This is a genomic window from Bacillus sp. LNXM65, assembly GCF_002998575.1.
Taxonomy (GTDB): domain Bacteria; phylum Bacillota; class Bacilli; order Bacillales; family Bacillaceae; genus Bacillus.
In genome coordinates, this window is the sequence record NZ_PVRB01000001.1 from 471,875 (window position 1) to 494,786 (window position 22,912).

The window sequence follows — 22,912 nt, forward strand, 5'->3', positions numbered from 1 at the left end:
ATGTTGTTTTTGTACAAAATGCTTCATTTCATTACACTCTTTTCATCATTTTAAGATTTGTTTAGATCTAAAATAGCGTCAACTGCAACCTTTGCATCATCAAAGTCATAGACTTGATCGCCAATGATTTGATATGTCTCATGGCCTTTACCCGCTATTAAGACTGTATCGCCTTTTTTCGCATTGGCAATGGCAAAGAAGATGGCTTGTTTCCGATTCACAAAGCTATGATAATACGCGTCTGGCACCCCATTTTCCATATCTTTTAAAATGGCTGAAGGATCTTCGCTTCTTGGGTTGTCTGATGTAAATACAGGTTCATCTGCATATTTCACAGCGATTTGGGCCATTTGAGGACGCTTTGTTTTATCACGGTCGCCGCCGCAGCCAATCACACAGAAAATTTTGCCCTCTGTTAATTCTCTACACGTTGTGAGGACATTTTCTAAACTGTCAGGTGTATGCGCGTAATCGACAATGACAGGGAAATCTTGATCGCAGTTTACAAGTTCAAATCTGCCTTTGACTCCCTCCAACTCTTCAATCGCACTAACGATCGACTCAAACGTTAAGCCAGATACGATCCCGACTGATACAGCTGCCAGGATATTATACACATTGAACTTTCCGACGAGGGCAACCGTCACATTCTTGGTGCCAATTGGAGTGACCAAATCAAATTGAGTTCCCTTCGGCATGATTTGAATATTTTTTGCCATGACATCTGCTTTTTGCTCTAAGGCATACGTCATGACTTCAGCAGCTGTGACTTTTTCAAAATAACTCGAAGCCTCATCATCTGCATTTAAAATCGCATGCTTGGGTTTATTGTGATGAAAGGCGCTTCCGAGCTGAGAAAATAGCAAGCTTTTCGCGTGTTTATATTCTTCCATTGTGTTGTGGTAGTCAAGATGATCCTGTGTAAGGTTTGTGAAAACAGCAATATCATAATCACATCCATGCACCCTGCCAAGATGGAGTGCATGTGATGATACTTCCATAATGGCTGTATCTACATCTTGATCAAGCATCTGTTTAAACGTTTTCTGAAGTGTGACACTTTCAGGTGTGGTGTTTTTCACGTCGAGAATGTCATCATTCACCTTCATATACATCGTACCGATTAAGCCTGTTTTCTTCTCGGCTTTTCTCATCATTTGTTCGATCATGTGTGTTGTTGAGGTTTTTCCGTTTGTGCCTGTGATCCCGATGAGATTCAGCTTATGAGTTGGCTGTCCATAAAACGCATCAGCTATTCTTGCAAGTGCTCTTTGAGAGTGTTTCACAATAATGACTGGTACATCTGTTATGTTAAGAGGGTGTTCCGCTACAATTGCTGCAGCCCCGCTTTTCACCGCTTTTTCAGCATAATCGTGTCCATCTACTGTATAGCCTTTTATACAGACAAAAAGGCTTCCCTTTTTCACCTCTCTTGAATCCATTTCAATGGAAGTGATATCAGGATTTTCGTTTATCAATTCGTTGTTTTCACTTTTAAAGTATGTAAGCAGTTCTTGTAATTTCATTTTCATATCAAACCTCTCAAATTCGTTCACGTGCATGTCTTGTGAAAAAAACACACAGTCTATATTTTATCGTAAAAAAAAGGATACATCCAGCGTATTCCTTAAGTTTCTGTTGGAAAAAACACACTTTGGACTCTTTTTTTCAAACGGTTCTTCTCTTTCAACAAAAAGAGGCAGCCGAATGAGTGCGGCTACCCTCTGTTCATTCTTTATTATTCATCGTTTAAGTATAATCTGATCGTGGAGCCTTCTTTGACCTTTGTCCCAGCAGCAGGTGATTGCTTCACTACTTTACTGCCAGTTCCTGAGGCATCGATCTTTAGGTTGATCAAGAGGGTTTCAAGATCTGAAACAGATCCTCCTACAAGATTCGGTACTTCAATGGTTTTTGTGTCCAGCCACTGGTACTTCTTTTCAATTTGCCCTTTTCTTTTTTTCACACCCATCTCTGGCAGGCTGTCCCGCATAATATGACCAACAATTGGTGCGGCCACGGTACCACCAAATTGAATGGTGCCTTTTGGGTTATCCACAGCCACATAGACTACAATACTTGGGTCATCTGCAGGCGCAAATCCGATAAACGACACAATATGGTTATTCTCCATATACTTTCCGTCCTTTACCTTCTGTGCTGTTCCTGTTTTTCCGCCGACCCGATACCCTTCAACAAATGCATTTCGGCCAGTTCCTTGGGCGACTACACTTTCAAGTGCAAACCTGATTTCTTTAGATGTCTCTGCTGAAATCACTTTCTTTTTGGCAATCGGTGATTGCTTTTTCACGACCTCTTTTGTGATTGGATCTATCCATTCTTTTGCAATATAAGGCGTGTAAAGTGTCCCGCCATTTACCGCAGCTGCTACTGCAGCTACTTGCTGAATCGGCGTAACAGATACACCTTGCCCAAAGGCCGTGGTCGCCTGCTCTACAGGACCTACACGATCAAGCGGGAACAAAATCCCCCGCCCTTCCCCTTGAAGGTCGATTCCTGTTTTTTGGCCAAATCCGAAATTTTTAATATAGGAAAATAATTTATCTTTCCCAAGACGGTCTCCTAGCTCTACAAAGCCGGGGTTACAGGAATTTTGAACCACTTCCAAGAATGACTGTGATCCGTGCCCGCCTTTTTTCCAGCACCTGAGTCTTGCACCATCAACTGTCACAGATCCGCTGTCAAAAAATGAATCGCGCTTTAAATTTACTTTCTTTTCTTCTAATGCTGCTGCAAGTGTAATAATTTTAAACGTCGAACCCGGCTCATATGTGCTCCACACCGGAAGATTTCGGTTAAACACTTTTGGGTCAACTGATTGATAGTCAGCTGGATCAAAATCTGGTCTGCTTGACATTCCCAGCACTTCACCATTTTTCGGATTCATCGCAATCGCAATCATACCATCTGGATTATACTTTGCCTGCGCATTGTCTAATTCCCGTTCTATGATGGTTTGTACTTTTGAATCGACTGTTAATTTCATATCAAGACCATCTTTAGGCGGTGTATAATCGTCTGCTTCATCTGGCATTTTCTGCCCTTTTGCATCGGAATAAAACTTCACAGAACCTTTTTCGCCTTTTAGATCATCGTCATAGTAGGCTTCCAGTCCAAGTAAACCTTGATTATCGATTCCAGCAAAGCCCAGTACATGTGAAAGAAAGCTGCCAAACGGATAATGTCTGATGCTGTCTTCTGCTACATACACGCCTTCTAAATCAAGCTCTCTTACTTCTTTTGCTTTTTCATGAGATACCTTTCTGCCCTCAGGAGAAATTCGTTCAATTGATGTTTTCTTCGTGACATGCTTGTACGCTTTCTCTTCAGACATATTCAGTACTGCTGCCAATTTCTTGCTTGTTTCTGCAGGATCTTTAATTTGCCGAGGGACGACCAATATAGATGGGGCACTTTTGTTCGTCGCAAGCTCTACTCCATTCCGGTCCAAAATATCTCCCCGTTCCGGTTCGAATGGAAGGTTTCGGCTCCATGAATCTTTTGCTAAGCTTGTCAGCTTCTCGCCCATAATAAACTGCACATATCCTAATCTAGTATCTATGATGAAAAAAATGATCACCCCAAACAGCAGCACGAAAAGCAATCGTTTTCTCACTGTTACACTTGACACTCGCACGCCCGGTTCACTCCTTACATATGGCTTGTTTTCATCATATGCAGGCCCGTCCTTTTGTAGAACGCTACGTGATATTCAGCTGGAGCAAAAGAAAAAACCTAGCAAGCGGTTTGCTAGGTTTAAAGTTAATTTGGGCTTTTAAATGTCACAGTGACGACTTTGTCTGAAATCTCCGCTCCACTTTTGACACTTTGTTTTACAGCATATCCTTGTCCATTTGTTTCTATATGCACACCGGAAATCGAAGCATATTGAAGGACTTCCCTTCTGGACCAGCCTGTCATATCAGGCATCTTAATGGTTTTCCCTGCTGTTTTCAAGAAGACTTTCTGGCTTTCAGAGAATTCAGAGCCCGCACTCGGCCACTGGCGTTTAATGGAGAGGCCGTCTCCAATGACAACAGGCGCTAAGTGTTTATTTTTGGCTTCTGTTTCCGCCTGCTTCACTTCTAAATCCAGGAATGAAGGCATCGTTTCTTGTTTCACTTTTTCTGCGCCTGATTTTTTATCGTCTGTTTTTGTTGGTGCAATATTTAAATATAGCAGACTATTTTTCATCACAGGGTTAAAGATTTGAGAAACCGGGGCAGACCCTGTTTCTGTTTCAGACAGCTGCGGCTGCTGTACAGCTACATAAACAAGCAGCTTCGGATCATCTTTTGGCGCCATTCCCATAAATGAAAAGACGTAATCGTTTCTTCCTTGGAGGTAACCGCCGGCACCGCCAATTTGTCCCGTTCCTGTTTTTCCAGCAACGTCGAAGCCTTTGATTTGGTAAGGCTGACCTGTTCCAATTTTTGAGGAAACAACCTCACCTAAAATGTCGCGAACTTGCTTCGCTGTATCAGATGAAATCGGTTTTCCTGCTGCTGTTGGTTCGTGCTGCAAAATCGTTTTGTTTGTATTCGGGTCTGTAATATGGTCAATGACATATGGCTTCATCATTGTTCCGCCGTTTGCTATCGCTGTGGCTGCTTCGATTTGTTGAATCGGTGTGATGGCTGACGCTTGACCATAAGCCGTCGATGCTTTGTCATATTCGTATCTATAATTGATTTTGCTAGACGCTTCGTTCGGCAAGTCAATCCCCGTTTTGTCATAGAAATGGAACTTCTGCAAATATTGTTCGTATCGTGTGAAGCCTAGTTTTTCTTTCGCCAGCTTTGCAAAGGCCACGTTTGATGAGCGGAGAACCCCTTGATGAAAGTCAATTTTCCCCCAGCCATTTCCGTTGTTGTGGTCTCTCACAAGGCCGCCGCCTACTTTATAAGTACCAGATTGATATTTGCCACTGCCTTGGTAGACCCCTTCTTGGATCGCCGCAGCGAGGGTAAAGATCTTCATCGTTGAACCTGGTTCAAACGCATATGAAATGACATCATTGTTATAATTCGTAATGTCTAGTTCATTTAAATTAAAGCTTGGCCGCTGCCCCATCGCGAGAACCTTTCCAGTTTTCGGATCAACGACTGTGGCAATGATTTTCTTCGGCTTATACTTTTTGGCAACCTGCGTCATACTTTCTTCAAGAAACGCTTGAATTTTTTGATCGATGGTCAGCGTGACATTTTTCCCGTCTTTCGGGGCGACAATGTCTTCTTTACTATTCGGCAAGGCCCATCCGCTTCTGTCACTGTTATATGTCACATAGCCGTCTTTTTCTTTTAAATATTTGTTCAGTGCCTTCTCAAGTCCCATTGCACCTGACATGTCCTTTGTCGCCTCATCTAATCTGGCATAACCGATCAGGTTAGAAGCAAACATGCCGTTTGGATAATATCGCTTCGTGTCTTTTTCAAATGCGACCCCTGGAAGCTTTAGCTTTTCAATTTTTTCCTTCGTTGAAAAACTAATATCTTTCCCCGCTTTACCAAACTCAACTTGGAATGCATCTTTTGTATTGAGACGCTTTAAAATTTCGCTTTCACTCATATCGATGACTTTTGAGAGCTCTTTTGCCGTCTTTTCTTTATCGACGACATGCATTGGGTGCTTAGGGTCCACTGTCATTTTCTTGCTCATGACCGCAATAAGCTTATACACAGATGTATCCTCAGCAATCACATTTCCATTCCGGTCTAAAATAGACCCTCTTTTGGCTTCAAGTGTTTTCTTCGATTGATATTGTTCATTAGCCTTGGCGGCTAACACTTGTCCATCAACCGTTCCTGTAATCTGAATATAGATAAAACGTGCTAGGATGATAAAGAAAAACAGGGCGAAGCAAATACTTGCAATTGCCGCGCCTCTGTTCATCATTTTATTCTTTTTAGGCATCGCCATGTTAATCGACCTTCTTAACATCTTTCGATATGCTTAAGCCTGCTTTTTTTGCGGCTTCGATGATTCTTTCTGGTTCACTCAGCAAGTCTTTTTCCTTTTGAAGCTCAGTGATCTTCTTCGATTCTAAAGATACTTGCTGTTCTAATTTCTGCACTTCAATATTGGCGTGATAGACAGCAAAGGCTTTAGAAATGATGAGAATGGAGCTGCACATAAGAGCCATGACAAACATGACAAGTAAGATTTTTTCACCAAGTGTGATAGAACCTCTTCTTTTAATGACAACCGATTGGCCTTGCTGCTCTGTTTGATGTTGCTTCACTTCTCTTTGATAAGCCAAATTACTCATAAGAAACCTCCTTTTTATCATCATCTATGGTGTCGTTTTACTTTTTTTCTGCAATTCGGAGCTTCGCTGAACGGGCACGGTTGTTATGTTCCAGCTCTTGTTCTGATGCAACGATCGGTTTTCTCGTGATCAGCTTCAGCTTTGGTTCAAGTCCTTCTGGAATCACTGGTAGTCCGTGCGGAAGTTCTGGAAGAGAAGACATTTCTCTAAATGTACTTTTACAAATCCGGTCTTCAAGTGAATGGAATGTAATGACAGAAATTCTCCCCTTCGGATTGAGTAACTCTATTGCTTGTTCTAGTGCTTCTTCAAATACTTTCAATTCATCATTTACGGCAATTCGGATCGCTTGAAATACTCTTTTCGCTGGATGTCCGCCAGTTCGTCTTGCAGGTGCCGGAATTCCTTCTTTGATAATGTCGACAAGCTCACCCGTTGTTTCAATTGGCGCTTTTTTTCTTGCTTCTTCAATTTTGCGTGCGATTTGCTTGCTGAATTTTTCTTCCCCATATTTGTAGAAAATCCGAACTAGATCTTCAAATGGCCATTCATTCACCACTTTTTTTGCCGACAATGCGGCTGATTGATCCATTCGCATGTCAAGAGGTGCATCATGGTGATAACTAAAGCCTCTCTCTGGTGTGTCGAGCTGAGGAGATGAAACCCCAAGGTCAAAAATCACACCGTCTACGCTTGTAATACCTTGTTCATTCAGACGTTCTTTTAAATATCGGAAGTTGCTTTTTATGAAAAGAATGTTCGCTTTAGCATCCGCGAGCTTCTCTCGTGCATGATCCAGTGCAGCATCGTCTTGGTCAAATCCAATCAATGTTCCTTTTTCTGATAATTGAGATAGTAAATATGAGCTATGACCTGCTCCGCCCAGCGTGCAGTCCACATATGTACCGTCTTCTTTTACGTTTAAACCGTCAACTGTTTCTTTTAATAATACTGTCTCATGTTGAAACATGATGTTATGGTCCCACCTTTTTCAAATAGAAATGAATGTGTAGAAAGCTTGCTGCACAAGGGATTATTATATATCAAATCCAATCATGTTTTCAGCAATTTCAGCAAAAGAATCTTCTTGCTCTTCTGTATATTGTTCCCAGATCGACTTACTCCACAACTCAATTCGATTTGAAACGCCGATGACCACACATTCTTTTTCGAGTTTTGCATATTGGAGTAGGTTTGATGCGATGTTTATACGCCCCTGCTTGTCCAGATCGCATTCGACTGCGCCAGAGAAGAAGAACCGGGTAAACGCACGTGCATCTTTTTTCGTTAGCGGTAGTGCTTTGAGTTTCTCTTCGATTAGTTTCCACTCACTCATAGGGTAGCCAAATAAACATTGATCAAGCCCTCTCGTCAGCACAAACTGTTCTCCGAGACCGTCTCTAAATTTAGCAGGGATGATCATGCGCCCTTTTGAATCAATCGTATGCTGGTATTCACCCATGAACATGATAATCAGAGCCCCACTTTCTCACCCTTACTCTCCACTATCCACCACTTCTCTCCACAAAACTTATTCTACACTGTTTCTACATAAAAAAAAACCCTGAACTAGTCAGGGTTCATTAAAACTTTATTTCAAAGTTTGACAATTTGTTGCTTGTTTTGAAATGAAAATGGCAGATTTTTGAACGTTTTGAAGAATTCTGGTCCATATTTGTTTAAAAAATACATGATATTCCAAATTCTTTCTTGCGGGGCGTCCAGTGGTTTTAAACTATTTTCAATCCGTTCAAAGTCCCGAAGGATATATCCTTCCTTCTCTTCCACACGCTGCGCCACCTTTTGATAAACAAATTGAAGCTGGTCTTCGATAAATTTGGCATTTTTATCTAGCAGCTGCTCGAAGTTTGGTTCAATCTCCAGTGCTTCTTGTCTCATCACACCATGAGCATTCGCTAATTCACGTTTGGCCTGTTGAACTGCTTGAACAAAGCTGTCTGGAAGACTTTGTTCAAAGTGCGCTTCTTTCTTTTCATTCACTCCGCTTGTCAGCACTTCTTCTACCGACAGTTCTCTAACCGGCAGTTTCTTGTTGATGTGCCTTTCAAGAATGGTCACATGCAGTCTTGGAAGAACAGGCGCCATCTTTAATTTAAAATGCTCAAAGATTCCTTTCAGTTCTCCCCAATAGTTAACCTCACCGTGTCCTGCCATAAAAGCAAGTGTTGGGAGAAGGCTTTCCTGCATCAAGGGACGCGTCACCACATTGTTGCTAAACCGTTCTGGGTGCTCCTCAACTTCCTGCAGAAGCTCTTCCTTTGTCCATGTAAGCCCCACTTCTGATATAGAAAACCGGCCGTTCTCTTTCTCAATTAGGAAACGTTCCTCATCATATTCGTAAAATAGGTTTGCCTGACTGTCACCAGCTTCAATGATCGGCTGATATCCTGCTCGTTTCATGGCGGCCTGCGTGTCTTTTAAGCGAGCAGTGACTGCATCATTTGTCTCAACAATGTGCTTGAATAACGCACGCTCAAGTGGTTTGACACCTAAGTCACCTGAATTAAATAAAAGCAGTCCATCTTCTTCAAAGAGGTCACTTACAATCCATTCAAAGAAATCAGTAAAGGTTTGTGATTTGCGTAAACATCGAAGAAGCTGATCGAGCAAGTCATTGGTGTACGCAGATTCTTCATATGTTGAAAACACATCACGGAGCCATTTCTCGGTTTTTTCTTGATCAAGCGGGATTCTTTTCGCAGCCGCTTTTTTGACGTTATGTAATGGCAGCTTTTGTTTCACTGGTTCTTTTTCGCCAGACGTGTACACAAAATTAATTTCATCTACGTCATGATCCTCACCGGCTACCCAAAAGACCGGAATCACTGGGACTCCAAGCTCTGTTTCTTTTTCTTTTGCAAACTGAATGATGGATATGATTTTATGTATGGTATAAAGCGGTCCTGTTAATAGACCAGCCTGCTGTCCTCCAACCACCATGACACTCCGTTCATCACGGATCTTTTCAATGTTCTGACGCATCGCTGCCGATTCAAACTTTGCATGGTATGCGCTCATATAATCCGCTAAAGCCTCGCGCGGGAAGCTCATTTCCATGAGATCGTCGTATCTCTTTTTCCATGTGTGCTCAGAATGTATATCATAATCAAAAAAAGTCGTCATCTCTTTTTTTTCTTCTATATAATCACGTATGAATAAATTCTGACTTCGGATGGAAAGTTCAGTCAATTGCATGTTTAGAACTTCCTTTCTTCAATAAATAGTTAGTTTCCCGAAAAAAGTATAGCATGTAAATGATCTCACTCAAAAGATTTTGTTTGCTTTTTTTCCAATACTTCCAAGCTTCGATAAAAGAAAGTGAGATGTGGCGCCGCAACACCTTGAACTTGAGCCTTTTTTAAAAGATAGCCAACGATGGCTTTTCTTTCGGTTTGGCGGCCTTTCACAATATCTTGAAGCATAGACGACTGATTCGCAGCCGTTTTCTCACAAACAGAGATGACATAAGGCCAGAGCCGCTCTTTTTCAGACAATCCCAAGATGGATACCGCTTCATCAAATGCACATTTCATCATGTATTCATATGAGGGGTTTGCGATCAATTCCCCGTTTCTCACATGCAGCAAAGCCGTCAGCGGATTAATACAGACATTGACAAGCAGTTTTTCCTCCAGCACCTTTTTCCATTCATCCGTATAGATCATCTGAAAATGAGATGATGTCTCATTCAATGCATTTTTTATATCAGCTGCTTCCTCATGCTGAAATGCCCCCCACTTGATGACACCAATACCTGTATGGTTCACTGCATGATCTGACATCTTCATAGCCCCGTGTTCTACCACACCTATATATAATGAATGTGCCGTTTTCCAATTCTCCAAATCTAATAAGTGAGCCATTCCGTTCTGTAAAAATAAGATACGCTGACGAGGTAATGTCGATAATTCATCGAGCACATCTTGCAAATGATGATATTTCACCGTCACGATGAGCAAATCAAATACTCCTGTTATTCCTGTCTGTGCATGAACAGCCGCCTGACATGTTTCTCCTTTTACTGTTCGCTGAATGCCTGATGCTCGAATCTCTTCTGCCTGCTCTTTTCTTCTTGTAAAGACCGTGATGTCATGATGCTGTGATAAATAACTAGCACAAAGCAGACCAATCGCACCGCCGCCAATGATTCCAATGTTCAACTGCCGCACTTCCCTTTTTCTGTTTACTTCATTATATCAATTATTGTAACAGGTTCATGTCGTGATGCAAAAAGCAGATGGCGCGCTATGATTGAATTTTTTTAATTTAAAAACTATAATAATAAGTGTAAAAACTTTTCGAGGCGGATGGGATGAAAACGCCTTCAATGACATCACTGTCGACATTATGTGTGTAAGGGGGAAGATCATATGGCACAAGTAAAACGACTTCTAATTAATTACAAAACTTTAGAGGAATTTAAACAATTTAAGGAATACGGCATACAAGAGCTATCCATGCTTGAAGACCTTGAAAGCAATATGATTGAAAATGACAGCAACTCTCCATTTTACGGGATTTATTTTGGAGATAAGCTAGTGGCACGTATGAGCCTTTATCAAGTGGACGGCTCAACGACAACGTATTTTAACCACAATCATGATTATTTAGAGCTGTGGAAGCTGGAAGTGCTTCCTGGGTATCAGCGCAAAGGGTACGGCGAAGCACTTGTTGAATTCGCCAAATCGTTCGGATTGCCAATTCGGACCAATCCGCGCGTCAAATCAGCCGGTTTTTGGGATAAAATGGGCTTTGAAGCAGTAAAATATGATATGGAGCGCGATAAGGGTGAAAATCCACTCATCTGGGAGCCCGCTCATATTCAAAAAAATACAGGTGAATCCGCTTAAAGACTGATCACAAAACGCCCCTCCTTTCTCTGTGAGGGGCGTCTCTTTATTTAGCATATTCTTTTAAGCTGATATTCTGTTTGACTCTTTCAACAATACCAATGAGTGCCCGGTAATCTTCTTCTGTCATTTTTAATTGCCGCTTTAAGTGTTCATTTTCTTCTGTAAGTGACTTCAATTGATGCTGTGCATCTGCCAGTTCCTCGCGTAAATGAGCAGGTCCATCAGGTTCTTTTTCAAGCTGCTCTAAAAACTGAATCACTTCTCGAAGGGTCAATTCAGCCTGAATTGAAGATGTCTTCTCTTCTATGGTTAACGCATGCTGTGGTAAACCAGAGGAATGAATACCGATTTTTTTACGCAGTTCTTTCCGCTGTTTTTTCGCCAGCTCTATGCCTGCCTGATATTGTTTTCTAACGTATGAGTTCCACCTGAAACCACATGCTGCAGCTGTTCTTGACAATGCTTTCCCGACTTCCTCAAATGCGGAAAGCTGCGTTCCTCCATCTCGAATGTGCCTTAAGACGACTTCTGCTAAAAGTAAATCTTCATCTTGTGTCCATGCGTCCTGCCTTGTAATCGTCAATTGATCATCCCCCCTGAATCTGAATACCACATCATATGCGCCTACTAGAGTAGATAGACTATTTGCAGGAGAGAAACCTAAAAAATAGACAAATAAAAAAACGCAAGGGAAGATTCCCTCACGTTTTTTTATCAAGCATTAGTTGCTTTTTACGTCTTTGCCTTTGTATGTTCCGCAAGATTTGCAGACACGATGAGAAATTTTCATTTCACCGCATTCTGGGCAAGCTACCATACCAGGTACTTGTAGTTTGAAATGCGTACGACGCAATCTTTTTTTCATTTTAGAAGTTCTTCTAAAAGGTACAGCCATTATTCCCACCTCCTTAAAGAGTTAAGATTCATTATTTTCTTCTAAGAGCTTCTTCAAGCCTTCCAGACGCGGATCAATTCGGTTTTGATGTGCATCTTCCGAAATGACCGCCCAGTCATTCCCTTCTTGTGGTGCAGCACCTTTTACATCCGTTTGGTCGCAAAAGATTTGCATCGGCACTTCAAGAAGAATTTCTTCCTTGACTATAGGCGTTAAGTCGATGATGTCGTCTTCTACAATAGAAACGTCTTCATCTTCTATATCGTCTGTCTTATGAAGTACAAATAGTTCTTTCGTTGAAATCGCAAATGGATAATTTACATCAACAAGCGTTCTTGAACAAGGCAATGTCATTTCACCTGTGATGGTTAAATCAAATGCGACTTGCTTTGATTCGATCACTCCAGTCCCTTTCACCTCTACCGGTGAAATTCGACGTATATCTGAATGAAGGCTAGTAAGTTCATTTAAGTCAACCGTCTCATGAAAATCGAAGCTGTTTTTAGCTTTTTGATGTAACTGATAAACTGTCCATTTCAATTGTATCACCTCTAAGAGCAACAAACATGATTATAGCTTTCATCATGTTATTTGTCAATATTTTTTCTTTACAGTCCTTTGTGATGTCAGAGGGTTGTTTGACATCAGTTCGCGGAATGCCTACACTGAAAAAAATGGGCTTCATTTTTCCCTTATGCTACTTTAGCATAGACCATTTAACCATAGCAAGAAAGGCGGAACATCTATTGAAAGCAACAGGAGTCGTTGTCGAGTATAATCCATTTCATTATGGACATGCCTATCATGTTCGTCAGGCGAAAACACATACCTCCTCAGATGTTGCCATTGCCGTCATGAGCGGTTCCTTCCTCCAGCGTGGTGAGCCTGCCATCGTCTCAAAATGGGCGCGGACAAAAATGGCGCTGCAAAACGGTGTAGACATTGTGTGTGAGCTTCCATACATATACGCAGTGCAAAAGGCAGAAACCTTTGCAAACGGTGCTGTGGCGATTCTAGATGCTTTAAAATGCCGCTCCCTTTTTTTCGGCAGCGAGGATGGTGACATTAAAGCATTTGAGCGAACGGCTCATGCTTGGCTTGAGAAAAAAGGAGAAATTGACCTTTTCACAAAAGAAAAGGTGAAAGAAGGCCTTAGTTATCCAGCAGCTGCAGCAGCTGCGTTTCAAGAGGTGATTGATCCTAAGCACTTACTGGATCTGTCCAAGCCAAATAACATTTTAGGTTTCCATTATGTCAAAGCCATCTTGGAGAGATCCCCTCACATGCAGCCCTTTACCTCTCAAAGGATTTCATCTGGTTATCATGATGAAGAACTTCCTAAAAATCAGAAAATCGCAAGCGCAACAAGTATACGAAAAGCCTTAAAAGATCACGGCACATTTGAAACAGTCGCCCCATATCTCCCAGAAGCTACGCTCAAGCAATTACATGACTATCATTCTTCTTATGGTCTTTTACATACGCAAGAAGCCTACTTTAGCTTCTTAAAACAAGTCTTTCACACAATGGATACAGCAGAACTAGAAGGCATCTATGAAATCGAAGAAGGCATCGAACACCGCATGCAAAAGGCGATTTCACATGCGTCCTCCTACGAGGAATATCTATCTCTTGTGAAAACAAAACGATATACGTGGACAAGGCTGCAGCGGATGAATACACATCTCTTAATGAGGGTGAAAAAGAGTGCCATGCATGAGCTGCTGAAAGAGAGAGAAGCGCCTTACATTCGTTTACTTGGTATGTCAAAGAAAGGGCAGCAATACTTATCTCTTGTGAAAAAAGAATTGGACGTGCCGCTCATAAGCAAGCTGTCTGCCTTTTCACATCACGCACTTGATCTTGATATTCGCGCGTCCCGCGTCTTCAGCCTGCCCGTTAGTGAGCCAATGCAAACGGACTTAACGGAAGCGGAGTTTAAAACCTCACCGATCCGATATGATGAAGAGACTGGTCTCTTCCAGTCTTAACAAAAAGAGCAGCCTTGATGAAGGCTGCTCTTCTTTGATTAAGATGCTTTCTCTTTTAATTTGTTTAAATAGTTCAGGGCATCTTGCATCGTATCTACAGGCACAATTTTCATATCACTTTTAATATCTTTCGCTGTTTTGACAGCATTTCGGTAGTCTGAATTTGAATCACCTTTATCGTTTGGTGCAAAGAATATATCTTTTCCGGCTTTATCTGCCGCCACGACCTTTTGATCGATTCCGCCAATTGGACCGACCGTTCCATCGGCGTCAATCGTCCCCGTTCCCGCAATCGCATAGCCATGTGTTTCGTCTTCTTTTGTGAGCTGGTTATAAATTTCAAGTGACATCATGAGACCTGCTGATGGGCCGCCGATATTTTCAATATCCACCTTAATGGAAGGCGAGACTTTCACATTTCGATCTGTAAATAATGATACACCGATTCCAACTCGATTCGGCTCTTCTTTAAATGGTTTTAACGTCACTTTCTCCGTGATGTCTTTGCCATTTCGTTCAAGGACAAAACGGACAGATGTACCTGCTTTTTTGCTGCTGATATACGAAACCATTTTATCAGCAGAATCATAGGTCTTGCCATCAACGCTTTTGATTCGGTCGCCCACTTCAATTTTGCCGTAAGCAGGCATTCCTTTCATCACGTAGCTAGCATATACCCCGTTAAACGTATAATCTACTTTTTTGCCTGCTTTTGTATACGCTGCAATCATGGCATTTTCTTGAGAGCTTTTCATCAGCTGTAGCTGTCTTTTCATATAATCTTCATCCGACTCCCCGTCCGCTTTAATATTTTCTTCCGGGACGATCTCGTCATATTTATTCATTTTCGCAAGCAAATACGTATACGGATTGGCTGGACCTACTTTTATCGTCATAAGTGAGAAGCTGCCCTTCTCGCCATATCCGCCGTCTACTTGAATGTGGGGAGCAATCTCGGTTGCATCACCCGGCTTTGTCACGTAATATGGCAGTTTGACAAAGGTTAAGCCAAATAATACAAGGATAACGACAAAAAAGCTGAGCCAGCGAATATTCAATTTTTTCATTCGATTAACACTCCCATTTATCAATGACATCTTTCAGTTTACCTGTTAGTTGATCTGCAGCGAGCTCACCTGCTTCAATCATCTCCTGCACCTGTGTAAATGCACTCGAGCTAAATGTTTCAAGCCTCGGCCGGATCATGACATCAGCGTGAATGGTTTGATGGCGGACCAATTCATTTTGAAGGATGTCCAAACTTTGCATAATCACATCCGATAATCTCGTCGCCTTTTCTGTTTTTTTCACCCTTGATACATCAGAGGCGATAATGAGGTCCGCGCCCATTTCTTTTAAAACAGACACAGGAATGCGGTCAACAACCGCTCCATCGACTAGCTGTCTGCCGCCCATTTCATGAGGAACAAACACGCCCGGAATGCTGATGCTTGCTCTGACTGCTTGTGAAACAGACCCTTTTTTAAACACGACCTTCTCCCCTGTCTCGAGGTCACAGGCAACCACCGCAAGGGGCATTCTTAATTCTTCAAATTTCTTCCCATATGTAAACGTGTGAATCAGCTGCAACATTCGATTCCCTTTTAAAAGACCGATTTTTGGCAGTGTATAGTCAGCATAATACTTTCTTCTGAAGACAAGTGCAAGTTTTTTCATTTTTTCTACGTCTTGTCCTGCCGCATAAAAGCTCCCAACAAGTGCGCCAATACTGCTGCCAGCGATCATATCTACCTGAATTCCTTGTTTCTCAAGACTAGATAAAACTCCGATATGCGCCATTCCCCTCGCACCCCCGGAGCCTAACGCAAGTCCAATGACTGGTCGCCTCATGAAAATCCACCCTCCTCTTTTCTATGCATATATACGAATCTATTGGTCTAAACATGCCCCTTCTGCTCGTATAGTAATAGAAGACAGGCTCGGCTAGTGTCTTTCTTTTTTGATCACGAGCTCGCCAATAGATCATAACAGCAAGGGGCGAAATCTCCATGAAAAAATGGAACACTCTGTTCATCGCTGCTTTTTTTATCTTTTTAACAGCCACTGTGATTACACATCCACAAACCTCTTTGCAAGCGTCTAAAAATGGACTTGCAATGTGGTGGGAGGTTGTATTTCCATCATTGCTTCCTTTTTTTATTTTGTCTGAGCTATTAATTAGTTTCGGGATTGTCAGATTTGTCGGGGTATTATTAGAGCCATTTATGCGCCCCATCTTTCGAGTGCCTGGTGTAGGGGGATTTGTCCTAGCAATGGGAATGGCATCAGGCTTCCCTTCTGGTGCGAAATTAACCACAAGACTCAGGCAGGAAGGACAACTGACACAAATCGAAGCAGAGCGCCTCGTTTCTTTTACAAATTCATCGAATCCATTGTTTATTTTCGGTGCGGTGGCTGTTGGTTTTTTTCATCATCCAGCTTTAGGGATTGTTTTGGCATGCGCACATTATTTAGGGAATCTCGCTGTTGGTGTGACGATGCGGGGATATAAAGCGCGGCATGATGCACATCTGAGAAGCCGTAAGCGATTTTTATTCCCACCGTTTCAAGAGGCATTCAGCGCTCTTCATACAGCAAGACTCACAGAGAAAAGACCGCTCGGCCAAATTTTAAGTGATGCGGTGATGTCATCAGTCCAAACTCTCTTTATGATTGGCGGCTTTATTATCTTATTTTCTGTATTTAGTAAAATGCTGTCAGTTGTTCATGTGACGGACCTCTTATCCATAGGGATCGGATATATGCTGCAAACGATGCATCTTCCGCCAGAATTAGATCTTGCGATGATTGCCGGTTTATTTGAAATCACATTAGGAAGTCAGCTGACAGGGTCACAGGAAGTCACCCTTCTTGCTAAAACGATTGTCGTCAGCTTTATATTAGGATTCAGCGGGTTTTCTGTTCAAGCTCAGGTCGCTGGCATTCTGGCGGCAACAGATATACGCTTTAAACCGTTTTTCTTCGCTCGTTTGCTTCACGGAATTTATGCAGCTGTTTTTGCCTTTTTATTGTTCAAGCCTCTTTATGTCTCTCGATCTGACATGGCTCTCCCAGCAGGTGCCTTTGAAGCAAGCCAGCAGGTCGTCGTGTACAGCAGTGTGCTTTGGAATCAGCTTGTGACAGCTGGCCCATTGATCACGCTATGCAGCTTGATCTTGTATATCGCGCTATACTATCAGAAATTAAAAAAAGGATGAGTGCACGGTGCGGTGCACTCATCCTTTAAATTTTTCTTTCAGCGCTGCTTCTACCTCTTTTGGGACAAGATCTTTGACTAATCCATGATATTTCGCTACTTCTTTGACAATGCTGGAACTTAAGAAGGAATATTGATTGTTGGTCATCATGAAAAACGTTTCAATTTCATCGTTTAACACTTTATTCATTGATGTGCCTTGCATTTCATATTCAAAGTCCGTCACAGCTCTTAATCCGCGTAAAATGACTTTGGCTTCTTTTTGTTTCGCATAATCAATAAGCAGACCGTGAAAGGATTCAACTTTGATATTTGGCAGATCCTTCGTCGCCTGGCGAATGAGCTCACACCGTTCTTCAACGGTAAATAACGGTTGTTTGGATGAGTTATTTAGTACACATACATACACTTCATCAAAGATCTTTGCACCTCTTTTGATGATATCCAAATGGCCCAATGTGACTGGATCAAAGCTACCCGGACAAACGGCTATGTTTCCCATGCTTTAATTTCCCCGCTTTCTATAGATCGTAATACCAGTCAACCCGTACAGTTCCTGTCTTGATATGTAAAGCTGTCCAGCTTCCTCTGGCAGTGTGACGTCCTTATCATGCTCACACACGATCACGCCGTCATCTGTTAATAAGGCATGCTCGTCAATCATTTCAAGAAGTGCTTTCAGCTGTTGATCTTTATAAGGCGGATCAAGAAAGATCGCTTGAAAGGATTCCTCTCGTTTCACAACGGCTGAGAGTGCACGCTTTGCCTCGTTTCGAAACACTTCACTTTGATCGAGCAGCGACAATTGATTGAGGTTTCCTTTAATCGTCTGAATTGCCTTCATATCTCGATCAACGAAAATGCAATGATCGAATCCTCTGGAAAGCGCTTCAATTCCTAAACCACCGCTTCCCGCAAATAAATCAAGGGCCCATCCGCCATCAAAATACGGGCCGATCATATTAAATATCGATTCTTTTACTTTATCTGTCGTCGGTCTTGTTGATTGACCTGGTACCGCTTTAAGTGTGCGGCCTTTTCTCGTTCCAGAGATGACTCTCATTTTCCCACCACTTTTTCTGCTTGCTTCTATTGGTTATTGTTTATGACAAAAAATTCAACATTATCTTACCACAACACTCCGCAGGGGACAATGCAAGGATTTTCATTCATTTTCTATGTATAGATCAAGGAATGCGGGGTCATACTATTTATAACAGCATCTGATGTGGTGCTGTTGCCAACCGCGGAGAAGACTTACGTTTCCCCATAAGTTCTTCCTCCGGTTTCTCCTCTCCCTTTGCCTTCTCCTTAATGAATCATTAAGAATAGAAGGACCCCGCGGGTGATGCCGCGGGGATTTTTTTGTGTCTTTAAAAGCCCACTTTATAATCATACTCTTTTGCTTTGTCCAATTTGGATTCGTACTCTAATTTAATAAAAGGTTTATATGAAGGCTCAACACGCTTCACAAATGGCAATGAGCTGAGCTTAGCCATATGACGCTCGAGATCATTCATATCACAATAGATCACTGCATACTTCATTTTCCTTGAAATATAGTGAACATTTCCAAATTTTCTTAGCGCCTTTGACTGCTTTAACGAATGCAGCCAAACGACCATCCCTTGACGTTTGGTTTCCATCTTTTCACCTGCCGCTTTTTCAATTCTTTTCAGTCATTATGTAAAAGACGAGACATTCAAGTCTCGTCAAGATACTTTACAGCCACAGCTGCCACCTGATCCACAGCCACCGCCGCATGATGATAGACCATCAAAATATGGGTTCCCTGTTGGAACTTTGATATATGCTGATACAGCTTGACCGATTTCAATACTAATCTCATCTAAGATGGATTGAATCGCTGTTTCTGCTTTTTTGAAATCAACCACTGTATCGTGAAGATCTAACTTTCTTTTGACCTCACGCATTTCCTTTGAGATCGTTCTATAGTCCGGATGGTATTTGCCGAACCGCTGCACATCCTCATATTGCTCTTTTACTTTTGTAAAATGGGCAATAATTTGTTGGGCTTCTTCGTCTTGCTGGAGACGCTTAAAGCAGTTGCGGTAATGTTCAGCCTCCTCCGACTGAAGAATCATGGCAGCCAATTGATTCGCTTCCTCTTGGAGCTCCACAGATTCGATTGTCGCATACATAAATGTTGCACCTCCAATTCATAGTTTACCACGAAACCTATGGATCAGAAAATGCTTTTACGTGACAAATACATCCCATGTTTCTCTTTTCTGCTTATATTCTGGATGACGGGAATTGAGCACAACGGTCATTTTATGCTTTCCTTTTGAAAGATGCTTGACCACAAATGCAGCAGTATACTCATTGCCTGCACGTTTTCCGTCTACATACACTGTAAAATATCCCGTCTTCTCATTCTTTTTTAGACGCGAAGGTTCAAGATGAAAATCTTGTAGTGTACTTTCTATATAGACAGAAGACCCCTGCACTTTGTATTTTAAAAAGCCTTGCTGCTTCATTTCGCTTTCGGCTTGCTGCATCACTGGTACAGCTGGATCTTGCTTCATGACTTGCTTCTCTCCATGTTGACTTTGACACCCGGTGACAAGAAAAAGCAATGCGCATATTGACAGCATCCATTTCATCTTCTGATTCTCCTTTCATCTACTTTTATAGGATGCTCAGGAAATAGACATCTTAATCAACTCAAAAAAGCCTCACCCGGCTCCATTTTGATTGCGCATTGCTTGGAACATTTGAATCATCATTTCAGCCATTTGAACACTGTTGCTCAACTGACTCACACGATGAGGAATGGTTTTTTCGTAAAAATTCATTTTATCTAATTCAAAGGACGATAGCTTTTCAGGATGTCGAGTCAGCTGTCTGTACCAGAGAGGACGCTGTCTGATGAATTTGATTCGATCCTCTTCGGCCATGACAAACTCCTGTACTTCTTTCCGCACCAAAAGCATCCCCTTTCAATTAATCTTTCCTGAAGGAGAATGGGTGCTGACTGCCTCCAGATGAACCTTTCTTTGAGCCATTTGATGAAAATTGTCCGAGTAAGCTTTGTAAAGAGGAAATAGACTGGCTCATTTTGTTGATTTGTTCATTCATTTGATCAGCGTCCATTTTTTTCACGGCAGAAACCATTTTAGACATAAAATCTGCTTTTCCCAATTCACTTGGCTTAGAGGCTTTTTCTTCTTTACCGCCTTCAGATTGCGTTTGCCGGTAAGGAGACCACATCTCGTCTTCTTCACCAAACATGATCCAATTTTCGTATACACTTTGCCAGCTTTTTTCTTGCGTTTGCACTTCTTGAATTAACTTCGGATGGCGTCTGACGAATTGTTTAAATTCATCAATGGATGTTTGTTTTTGTTTGTTTGTCATATCCTCACCCCCCCCATACAAATGCCTACTATACTATATACACCAGCAGCTATTTTGGTGAGCCTCTTTTTCAATCAAAAAAACAGCTGCGATTGTGCAGCTGCTTTCGTTTAAGATGTTTTCTTGATGAAGTTTTGAGTGTAGTATTTTTCTTTCACACCTACGCCAAGGTGTGTGTAATCTTTATTTAATAACGCCTTCCTATGACCTTCACTATTGAGCCAGCCTTCTACCGCTGCAGGTCCATCTACATAATTATAGGCAATGTTTTCACCTGCGAGCTGAAATGCCACCTCGCCTCTTTCTAACCGATCTTTCAGCGTACCGTATTTTTTTGATTCATGGGAGAAATAATGATTCTCTTTCATGTCCTCACTATGCATGAATGCCACTTCAGAGGTTTCATCATCCCACCTTAAGGTCGGCAGTTTGTACTTATGACGGATAATATTGGTCATATCAAAAATTTGTTTTTGACTGGAAGCTTCGATCTCTTTCCATTTTTCACCTGATATTGCCTCAGGTTCTATCAATTGACCACGATAGACGACCTCATATGGCTTTTGTTTCACAAATGTATCTGCGTTAAACGCCCTGATACTTGAAAGAGTGCTTTCAAACTTATCCATGTAAAGCTGAACATACACATCATCTCCCACTTTCACAGTGGGTCTTGTATTCATATCATCTTCTGAGAATTCAAAGCGGTATGAATTTTGTTCATCCTCTACATGAATGTAAGGTGCAATTTGTGTTTTTTTAAATACTTCACTTGTGGCTTGACCGATTTTAAACGGTTCGACATTGAGCCCGTCTCCTGTTGCAAACAGGGTCACCACTTTACTATCCTTTACCCCTACTTGAATATAGTGCTTCTTCGATTGGTTGTATATCCACCAGTCATAATCATATGCGGAAGGATCAATGCGATCTGGTTCTCCCAGCTGTTTAAGCACTTCGTTTGAAGATTTCCCCATAAAGGACATGAGCCCCTTTTTCGGGATGTTGATCGGCTTATCGCTAGATGTTTCTTCATTAGACACCTTCGGTTCATTGCTGTTTTCTTTTTCTGGTGAAGATCCATATTGAATAAACAGAACGTACGTTCCAGATATAATCAGGAGGATGAGGAGTGTTTTGAGCACAGTTTTCAAATAAACACCTCCGTTAAATTGGCAAGGTACAAAAAGTACCTTCTACTGTCATTTAAACAAAACTCGCTTCATTTATCAACGACAATACAGCCTATTTAACACGAATTTAAAATATGCCCCTCTTAATGAAGAAATCCTTGCCCGTGATCTTGATCCTGTTGAGAGATTTCTGTCAGTGCATCTCCCGCGCGATCATTTGATAAATCTTCGACTGATAAATCTCCAAGAGCGACAATCCCTGTTAAAGCGCCATTTTTCACAACAGGAATGCGGCGGAGCTGGTGCTCTGACATCAGCCGGACAATTTCTTCAAGCGTTGCATCTTCTTCAGCTGTCAGTACTTCCTTCGTCATCAGCGAGCCCACTTCCTGTGAGTTTGGCTTTTTTTCTGCAATGCCTCTGAGTACAAGGTCACGGTCTGTCACTATGCCAACGAGCTGATCTCCGTCAACCACCGGAATGGCCCCAATGTCCGCGTCTCTCATTTTGACTGCCGCTTCATACGTATTGTCGTCTTGCTGACATGTCACTACTTTTTTTGTCATAATATCTTTGATTTTTTTCGTTTTCACATCGATTCCTCCATCTATTATTTTCTTTATTACTGTAACCAGGTTATAAAAGAACATACCTTTCACAGTTGAAAGTTTAACGCTTTCATACTATGATTGTCAGTAAAGGGAATTTTTATAAGGAGGGGTTTTGGGTGAAGTTTGAAGGTACGGGGATTGAAAAGGTAGCAGCTGACTTAAATAAATTAGATTTCATCATGGAAAGTGAAGGATTTGTACGAGCCGATCAATGGGATTATGAGCGTGTGACGTACGACAGAAAGTATAACATGGTAGAGGGAACCTTTTATTTACGGATTTCCGGCTACGCCACCGAAGGAGATGTTGGTTCCAAAAGAGCACACATACAGCTTCTAACACCTTTACTTGGAAAACATTATTATCCGCACGGTGTTGAATACGGCGAAGGCGAAGATTTCCCTAAATCTCTCATCCAATCAAGCAAGAAAACGCTTGAACAGCTGAAAGATAAACTAGAAGCAATGACTGCTGAAGCATAAAAGAAGACAAAGGGCTAAAATCAAGATCATTTTAGCCCT

The 22,912-nt window shown here is 41.8% G+C and carries 26 protein-coding genes; 4 read left to right on the forward strand and 22 right to left on the reverse strand.

From position 1 onward, the window contains the following. Positions 1-50: 50 nt before the first annotated feature. The 8 genes from C6Y03_RS02315 to C6Y03_RS02355 form a co-directional block, all read right to left on the reverse strand. Positions 51-1,526, reverse strand: a complete 1,476-nt coding sequence (locus tag C6Y03_RS02315) for a UDP-N-acetylmuramoyl-L-alanyl-D-glutamate--2,6-diaminopimelate ligase (RefSeq protein ID WP_066031763.1) — start codon at positions 1,524-1,526, stop codon at positions 51-53. A gap of 212 nt (positions 1,527-1,738) precedes the next feature. After that, the gene (locus tag C6Y03_RS02320) at positions 1,739-3,658 is read right to left on the reverse strand and encodes a stage V sporulation protein D (protein WP_060596190.1); all 1,920 of its coding nucleotides are present in this window, start codon (positions 3,656-3,658) and stop codon (positions 1,739-1,741) included. A 125-nt stretch (positions 3,659-3,783) separates the two neighbouring features. After that, the gene (locus C6Y03_RS02330) at positions 3,784-5,934 is read right to left on the reverse strand and encodes a penicillin-binding protein (protein ID WP_223250459.1); all 2,151 of its coding nucleotides are present in this window, start codon (positions 5,932-5,934) and stop codon (positions 3,784-3,786) included. 7 nt (positions 5,935-5,941) lie between these two features. Beyond that, positions 5,942-6,289, reverse strand: coding sequence for a cell division protein FtsL (gene ftsL / locus C6Y03_RS02335; protein ID WP_012009864.1), 348 nt, complete (start codon positions 6,287-6,289; stop codon positions 5,942-5,944). A gap of 37 nt (positions 6,290-6,326) precedes the next feature. Then, a complete protein-coding gene (rsmH, locus tag C6Y03_RS02340; RefSeq protein WP_034662564.1) occupies positions 6,327-7,259 on the reverse strand; it encodes a 16S rRNA (cytosine(1402)-N(4))-methyltransferase RsmH in 933 nt (310 codons plus the stop codon). Between the two features lie 66 nt (positions 7,260-7,325). Beyond that, positions 7,326-7,757: a division/cell wall cluster transcriptional repressor MraZ gene (gene mraZ / locus C6Y03_RS02345; RefSeq protein WP_060596189.1), complete on the reverse strand. Its 432-nt coding sequence runs from the start codon at positions 7,755-7,757 to the stop codon at positions 7,326-7,328. Between the two features lie 128 nt (positions 7,758-7,885). After that, positions 7,886-9,505: a bacillithiol biosynthesis cysteine-adding enzyme BshC gene (bshC, locus tag C6Y03_RS02350; protein WP_106038774.1), complete on the reverse strand. Its 1,620-nt coding sequence runs from the start codon at positions 9,503-9,505 to the stop codon at positions 7,886-7,888. 65 nt (positions 9,506-9,570) lie between these two features. Beyond that, a complete protein-coding gene (locus C6Y03_RS02355) occupies positions 9,571-10,470 on the reverse strand; it encodes a 2-dehydropantoate 2-reductase (RefSeq protein ID WP_060596187.1) in 900 nt (299 codons plus the stop codon). A 210-nt stretch (positions 10,471-10,680) separates the two neighbouring features. On the opposite strand from C6Y03_RS02355, the gene C6Y03_RS02360 reads away from it, so the two are divergent. Then, positions 10,681-11,160: an N-acetyltransferase gene (locus tag C6Y03_RS02360; protein WP_003211702.1), complete on the forward strand. Its 480-nt coding sequence runs from the start codon at positions 10,681-10,683 to the stop codon at positions 11,158-11,160. A gap of 46 nt (positions 11,161-11,206) precedes the next feature. On the opposite strand, the gene gerR is transcribed toward C6Y03_RS02360, so the two are convergent. From gerR to C6Y03_RS02375, 3 genes are all read right to left on the reverse strand, one after another. Continuing rightward, complete coding sequence (gene gerR, locus C6Y03_RS02365) at positions 11,207-11,746, reverse strand: sporulation-specific transcriptional regulator GerR (RefSeq protein ID WP_060596186.1); 540 nt, start codon at positions 11,744-11,746, stop codon at positions 11,207-11,209. Between the two features lie 138 nt (positions 11,747-11,884). Beyond that, positions 11,885-12,058 carry a 50S ribosomal protein L32 gene (gene rpmF, locus C6Y03_RS02370; protein ID WP_008354700.1) on the reverse strand — a complete coding sequence of 58 codons (174 nt, stop codon included), beginning with the start codon at positions 12,056-12,058 and terminating at the stop codon, positions 11,885-11,887. Positions 12,059-12,079: 21 nt separating this feature from the next. Continuing rightward, positions 12,080-12,598 carry a YceD family protein gene (locus tag C6Y03_RS02375; protein WP_034662575.1) on the reverse strand — a complete coding sequence of 173 codons (519 nt, stop codon included), beginning with the start codon at positions 12,596-12,598 and terminating at the stop codon, positions 12,080-12,082. 206 nt (positions 12,599-12,804) lie between these two features. Here C6Y03_RS02375 and C6Y03_RS02380 point away from each other — a divergent pair, with 206 nt between their 5' ends. Next, positions 12,805-14,049: a nucleotidyltransferase gene (locus C6Y03_RS02380; protein WP_189318309.1), complete on the forward strand. Its 1,245-nt coding sequence runs from the start codon at positions 12,805-12,807 to the stop codon at positions 14,047-14,049. A gap of 38 nt (positions 14,050-14,087) precedes the next feature. Here C6Y03_RS02380 and C6Y03_RS02385 read toward each other — a convergent pair whose 3' ends face one another. Beyond that, positions 14,088-15,116, reverse strand: a complete 1,029-nt coding sequence (locus C6Y03_RS02385) for a SepM family pheromone-processing serine protease (protein ID WP_034662581.1) — start codon at positions 15,114-15,116, stop codon at positions 14,088-14,090. Between the two features lie 4 nt (positions 15,117-15,120). Further along, positions 15,121-15,900, reverse strand: coding sequence for a patatin-like phospholipase family protein (locus C6Y03_RS02390; protein ID WP_034662583.1), 780 nt, complete (start codon positions 15,898-15,900; stop codon positions 15,121-15,123). A 158-nt stretch (positions 15,901-16,058) separates the two neighbouring features. On the opposite strand from C6Y03_RS02390, the gene ylbJ reads away from it, so the two are divergent. Next, positions 16,059-17,267: a sporulation integral membrane protein YlbJ gene (ylbJ, locus tag C6Y03_RS02395; protein ID WP_106038776.1), complete on the forward strand. Its 1,209-nt coding sequence runs from the start codon at positions 16,059-16,061 to the stop codon at positions 17,265-17,267. Positions 17,268-17,285: 18 nt separating this feature from the next. Here ylbJ and coaD read toward each other — a convergent pair whose 3' ends face one another. The 9 genes from coaD to C6Y03_RS02440 all read right to left on the reverse strand — a co-directional run bounded on the left by coaD (position 17,286) and on the right by C6Y03_RS02440 (position 22,346). After that, positions 17,286-17,768 (reverse strand): pantetheine-phosphate adenylyltransferase, encoded by a 483-nt coding sequence (gene coaD / locus C6Y03_RS02400; protein ID WP_060596183.1) that lies wholly within the window; start codon positions 17,766-17,768, stop codon positions 17,286-17,288. A 3-nt stretch (positions 17,769-17,771) separates the two neighbouring features. Then, positions 17,772-18,359 (reverse strand): 16S rRNA (guanine(966)-N(2))-methyltransferase RsmD, encoded by a 588-nt coding sequence (rsmD, locus tag C6Y03_RS02405; protein WP_258182064.1) that lies wholly within the window; start codon positions 18,357-18,359, stop codon positions 17,772-17,774. Between the two features lie 280 nt (positions 18,360-18,639). After that, positions 18,640-18,912, reverse strand: coding sequence for a YlbG family protein (locus C6Y03_RS02410; protein WP_003212137.1), 273 nt, complete (start codon positions 18,910-18,912; stop codon positions 18,640-18,642). 66 nt (positions 18,913-18,978) lie between these two features. Then, positions 18,979-19,428 (reverse strand): regulatory iron-sulfur-containing complex subunit RicF, encoded by a 450-nt coding sequence (gene ricF, locus C6Y03_RS02415; RefSeq protein ID WP_007499807.1) that lies wholly within the window; start codon positions 19,426-19,428, stop codon positions 18,979-18,981. A gap of 57 nt (positions 19,429-19,485) precedes the next feature. After that, positions 19,486-19,893 carry a hypothetical protein gene (locus tag C6Y03_RS02420; protein WP_060596181.1) on the reverse strand — a complete coding sequence of 136 codons (408 nt, stop codon included), beginning with the start codon at positions 19,891-19,893 and terminating at the stop codon, positions 19,486-19,488. Between the two features lie 72 nt (positions 19,894-19,965). After that, positions 19,966-20,214 carry a YlbE-like family protein gene (locus C6Y03_RS02425; RefSeq protein ID WP_034318044.1) on the reverse strand — a complete coding sequence of 83 codons (249 nt, stop codon included), beginning with the start codon at positions 20,212-20,214 and terminating at the stop codon, positions 19,966-19,968. A 19-nt stretch (positions 20,215-20,233) separates the two neighbouring features. Beyond that, complete coding sequence (locus C6Y03_RS02430; RefSeq protein ID WP_034662600.1) at positions 20,234-20,647, reverse strand: YlbD family protein; 414 nt, start codon at positions 20,645-20,647, stop codon at positions 20,234-20,236. A 110-nt stretch (positions 20,648-20,757) separates the two neighbouring features. Further along, the gene (locus C6Y03_RS02435) at positions 20,758-21,801 is read right to left on the reverse strand and encodes a CAP domain-containing protein (protein WP_060596180.1); all 1,044 of its coding nucleotides are present in this window, start codon (positions 21,799-21,801) and stop codon (positions 20,758-20,760) included. Positions 21,802-21,923: 122 nt separating this feature from the next. Then, entirely contained in the window at positions 21,924-22,346 is a 423-nt protein-coding gene (locus C6Y03_RS02440) for a CBS domain-containing protein (protein WP_034663862.1), read from the reverse strand. Between the two features lie 161 nt (positions 22,347-22,507). On the opposite strand from C6Y03_RS02440, the gene C6Y03_RS02445 reads away from it, so the two are divergent. After that, positions 22,508-22,873, forward strand: a complete 366-nt coding sequence (locus tag C6Y03_RS02445; RefSeq protein WP_060596179.1) for a YugN family protein — start codon at positions 22,508-22,510, stop codon at positions 22,871-22,873. The last annotated feature ends 39 nt before the right edge of the window (positions 22,874-22,912 follow it).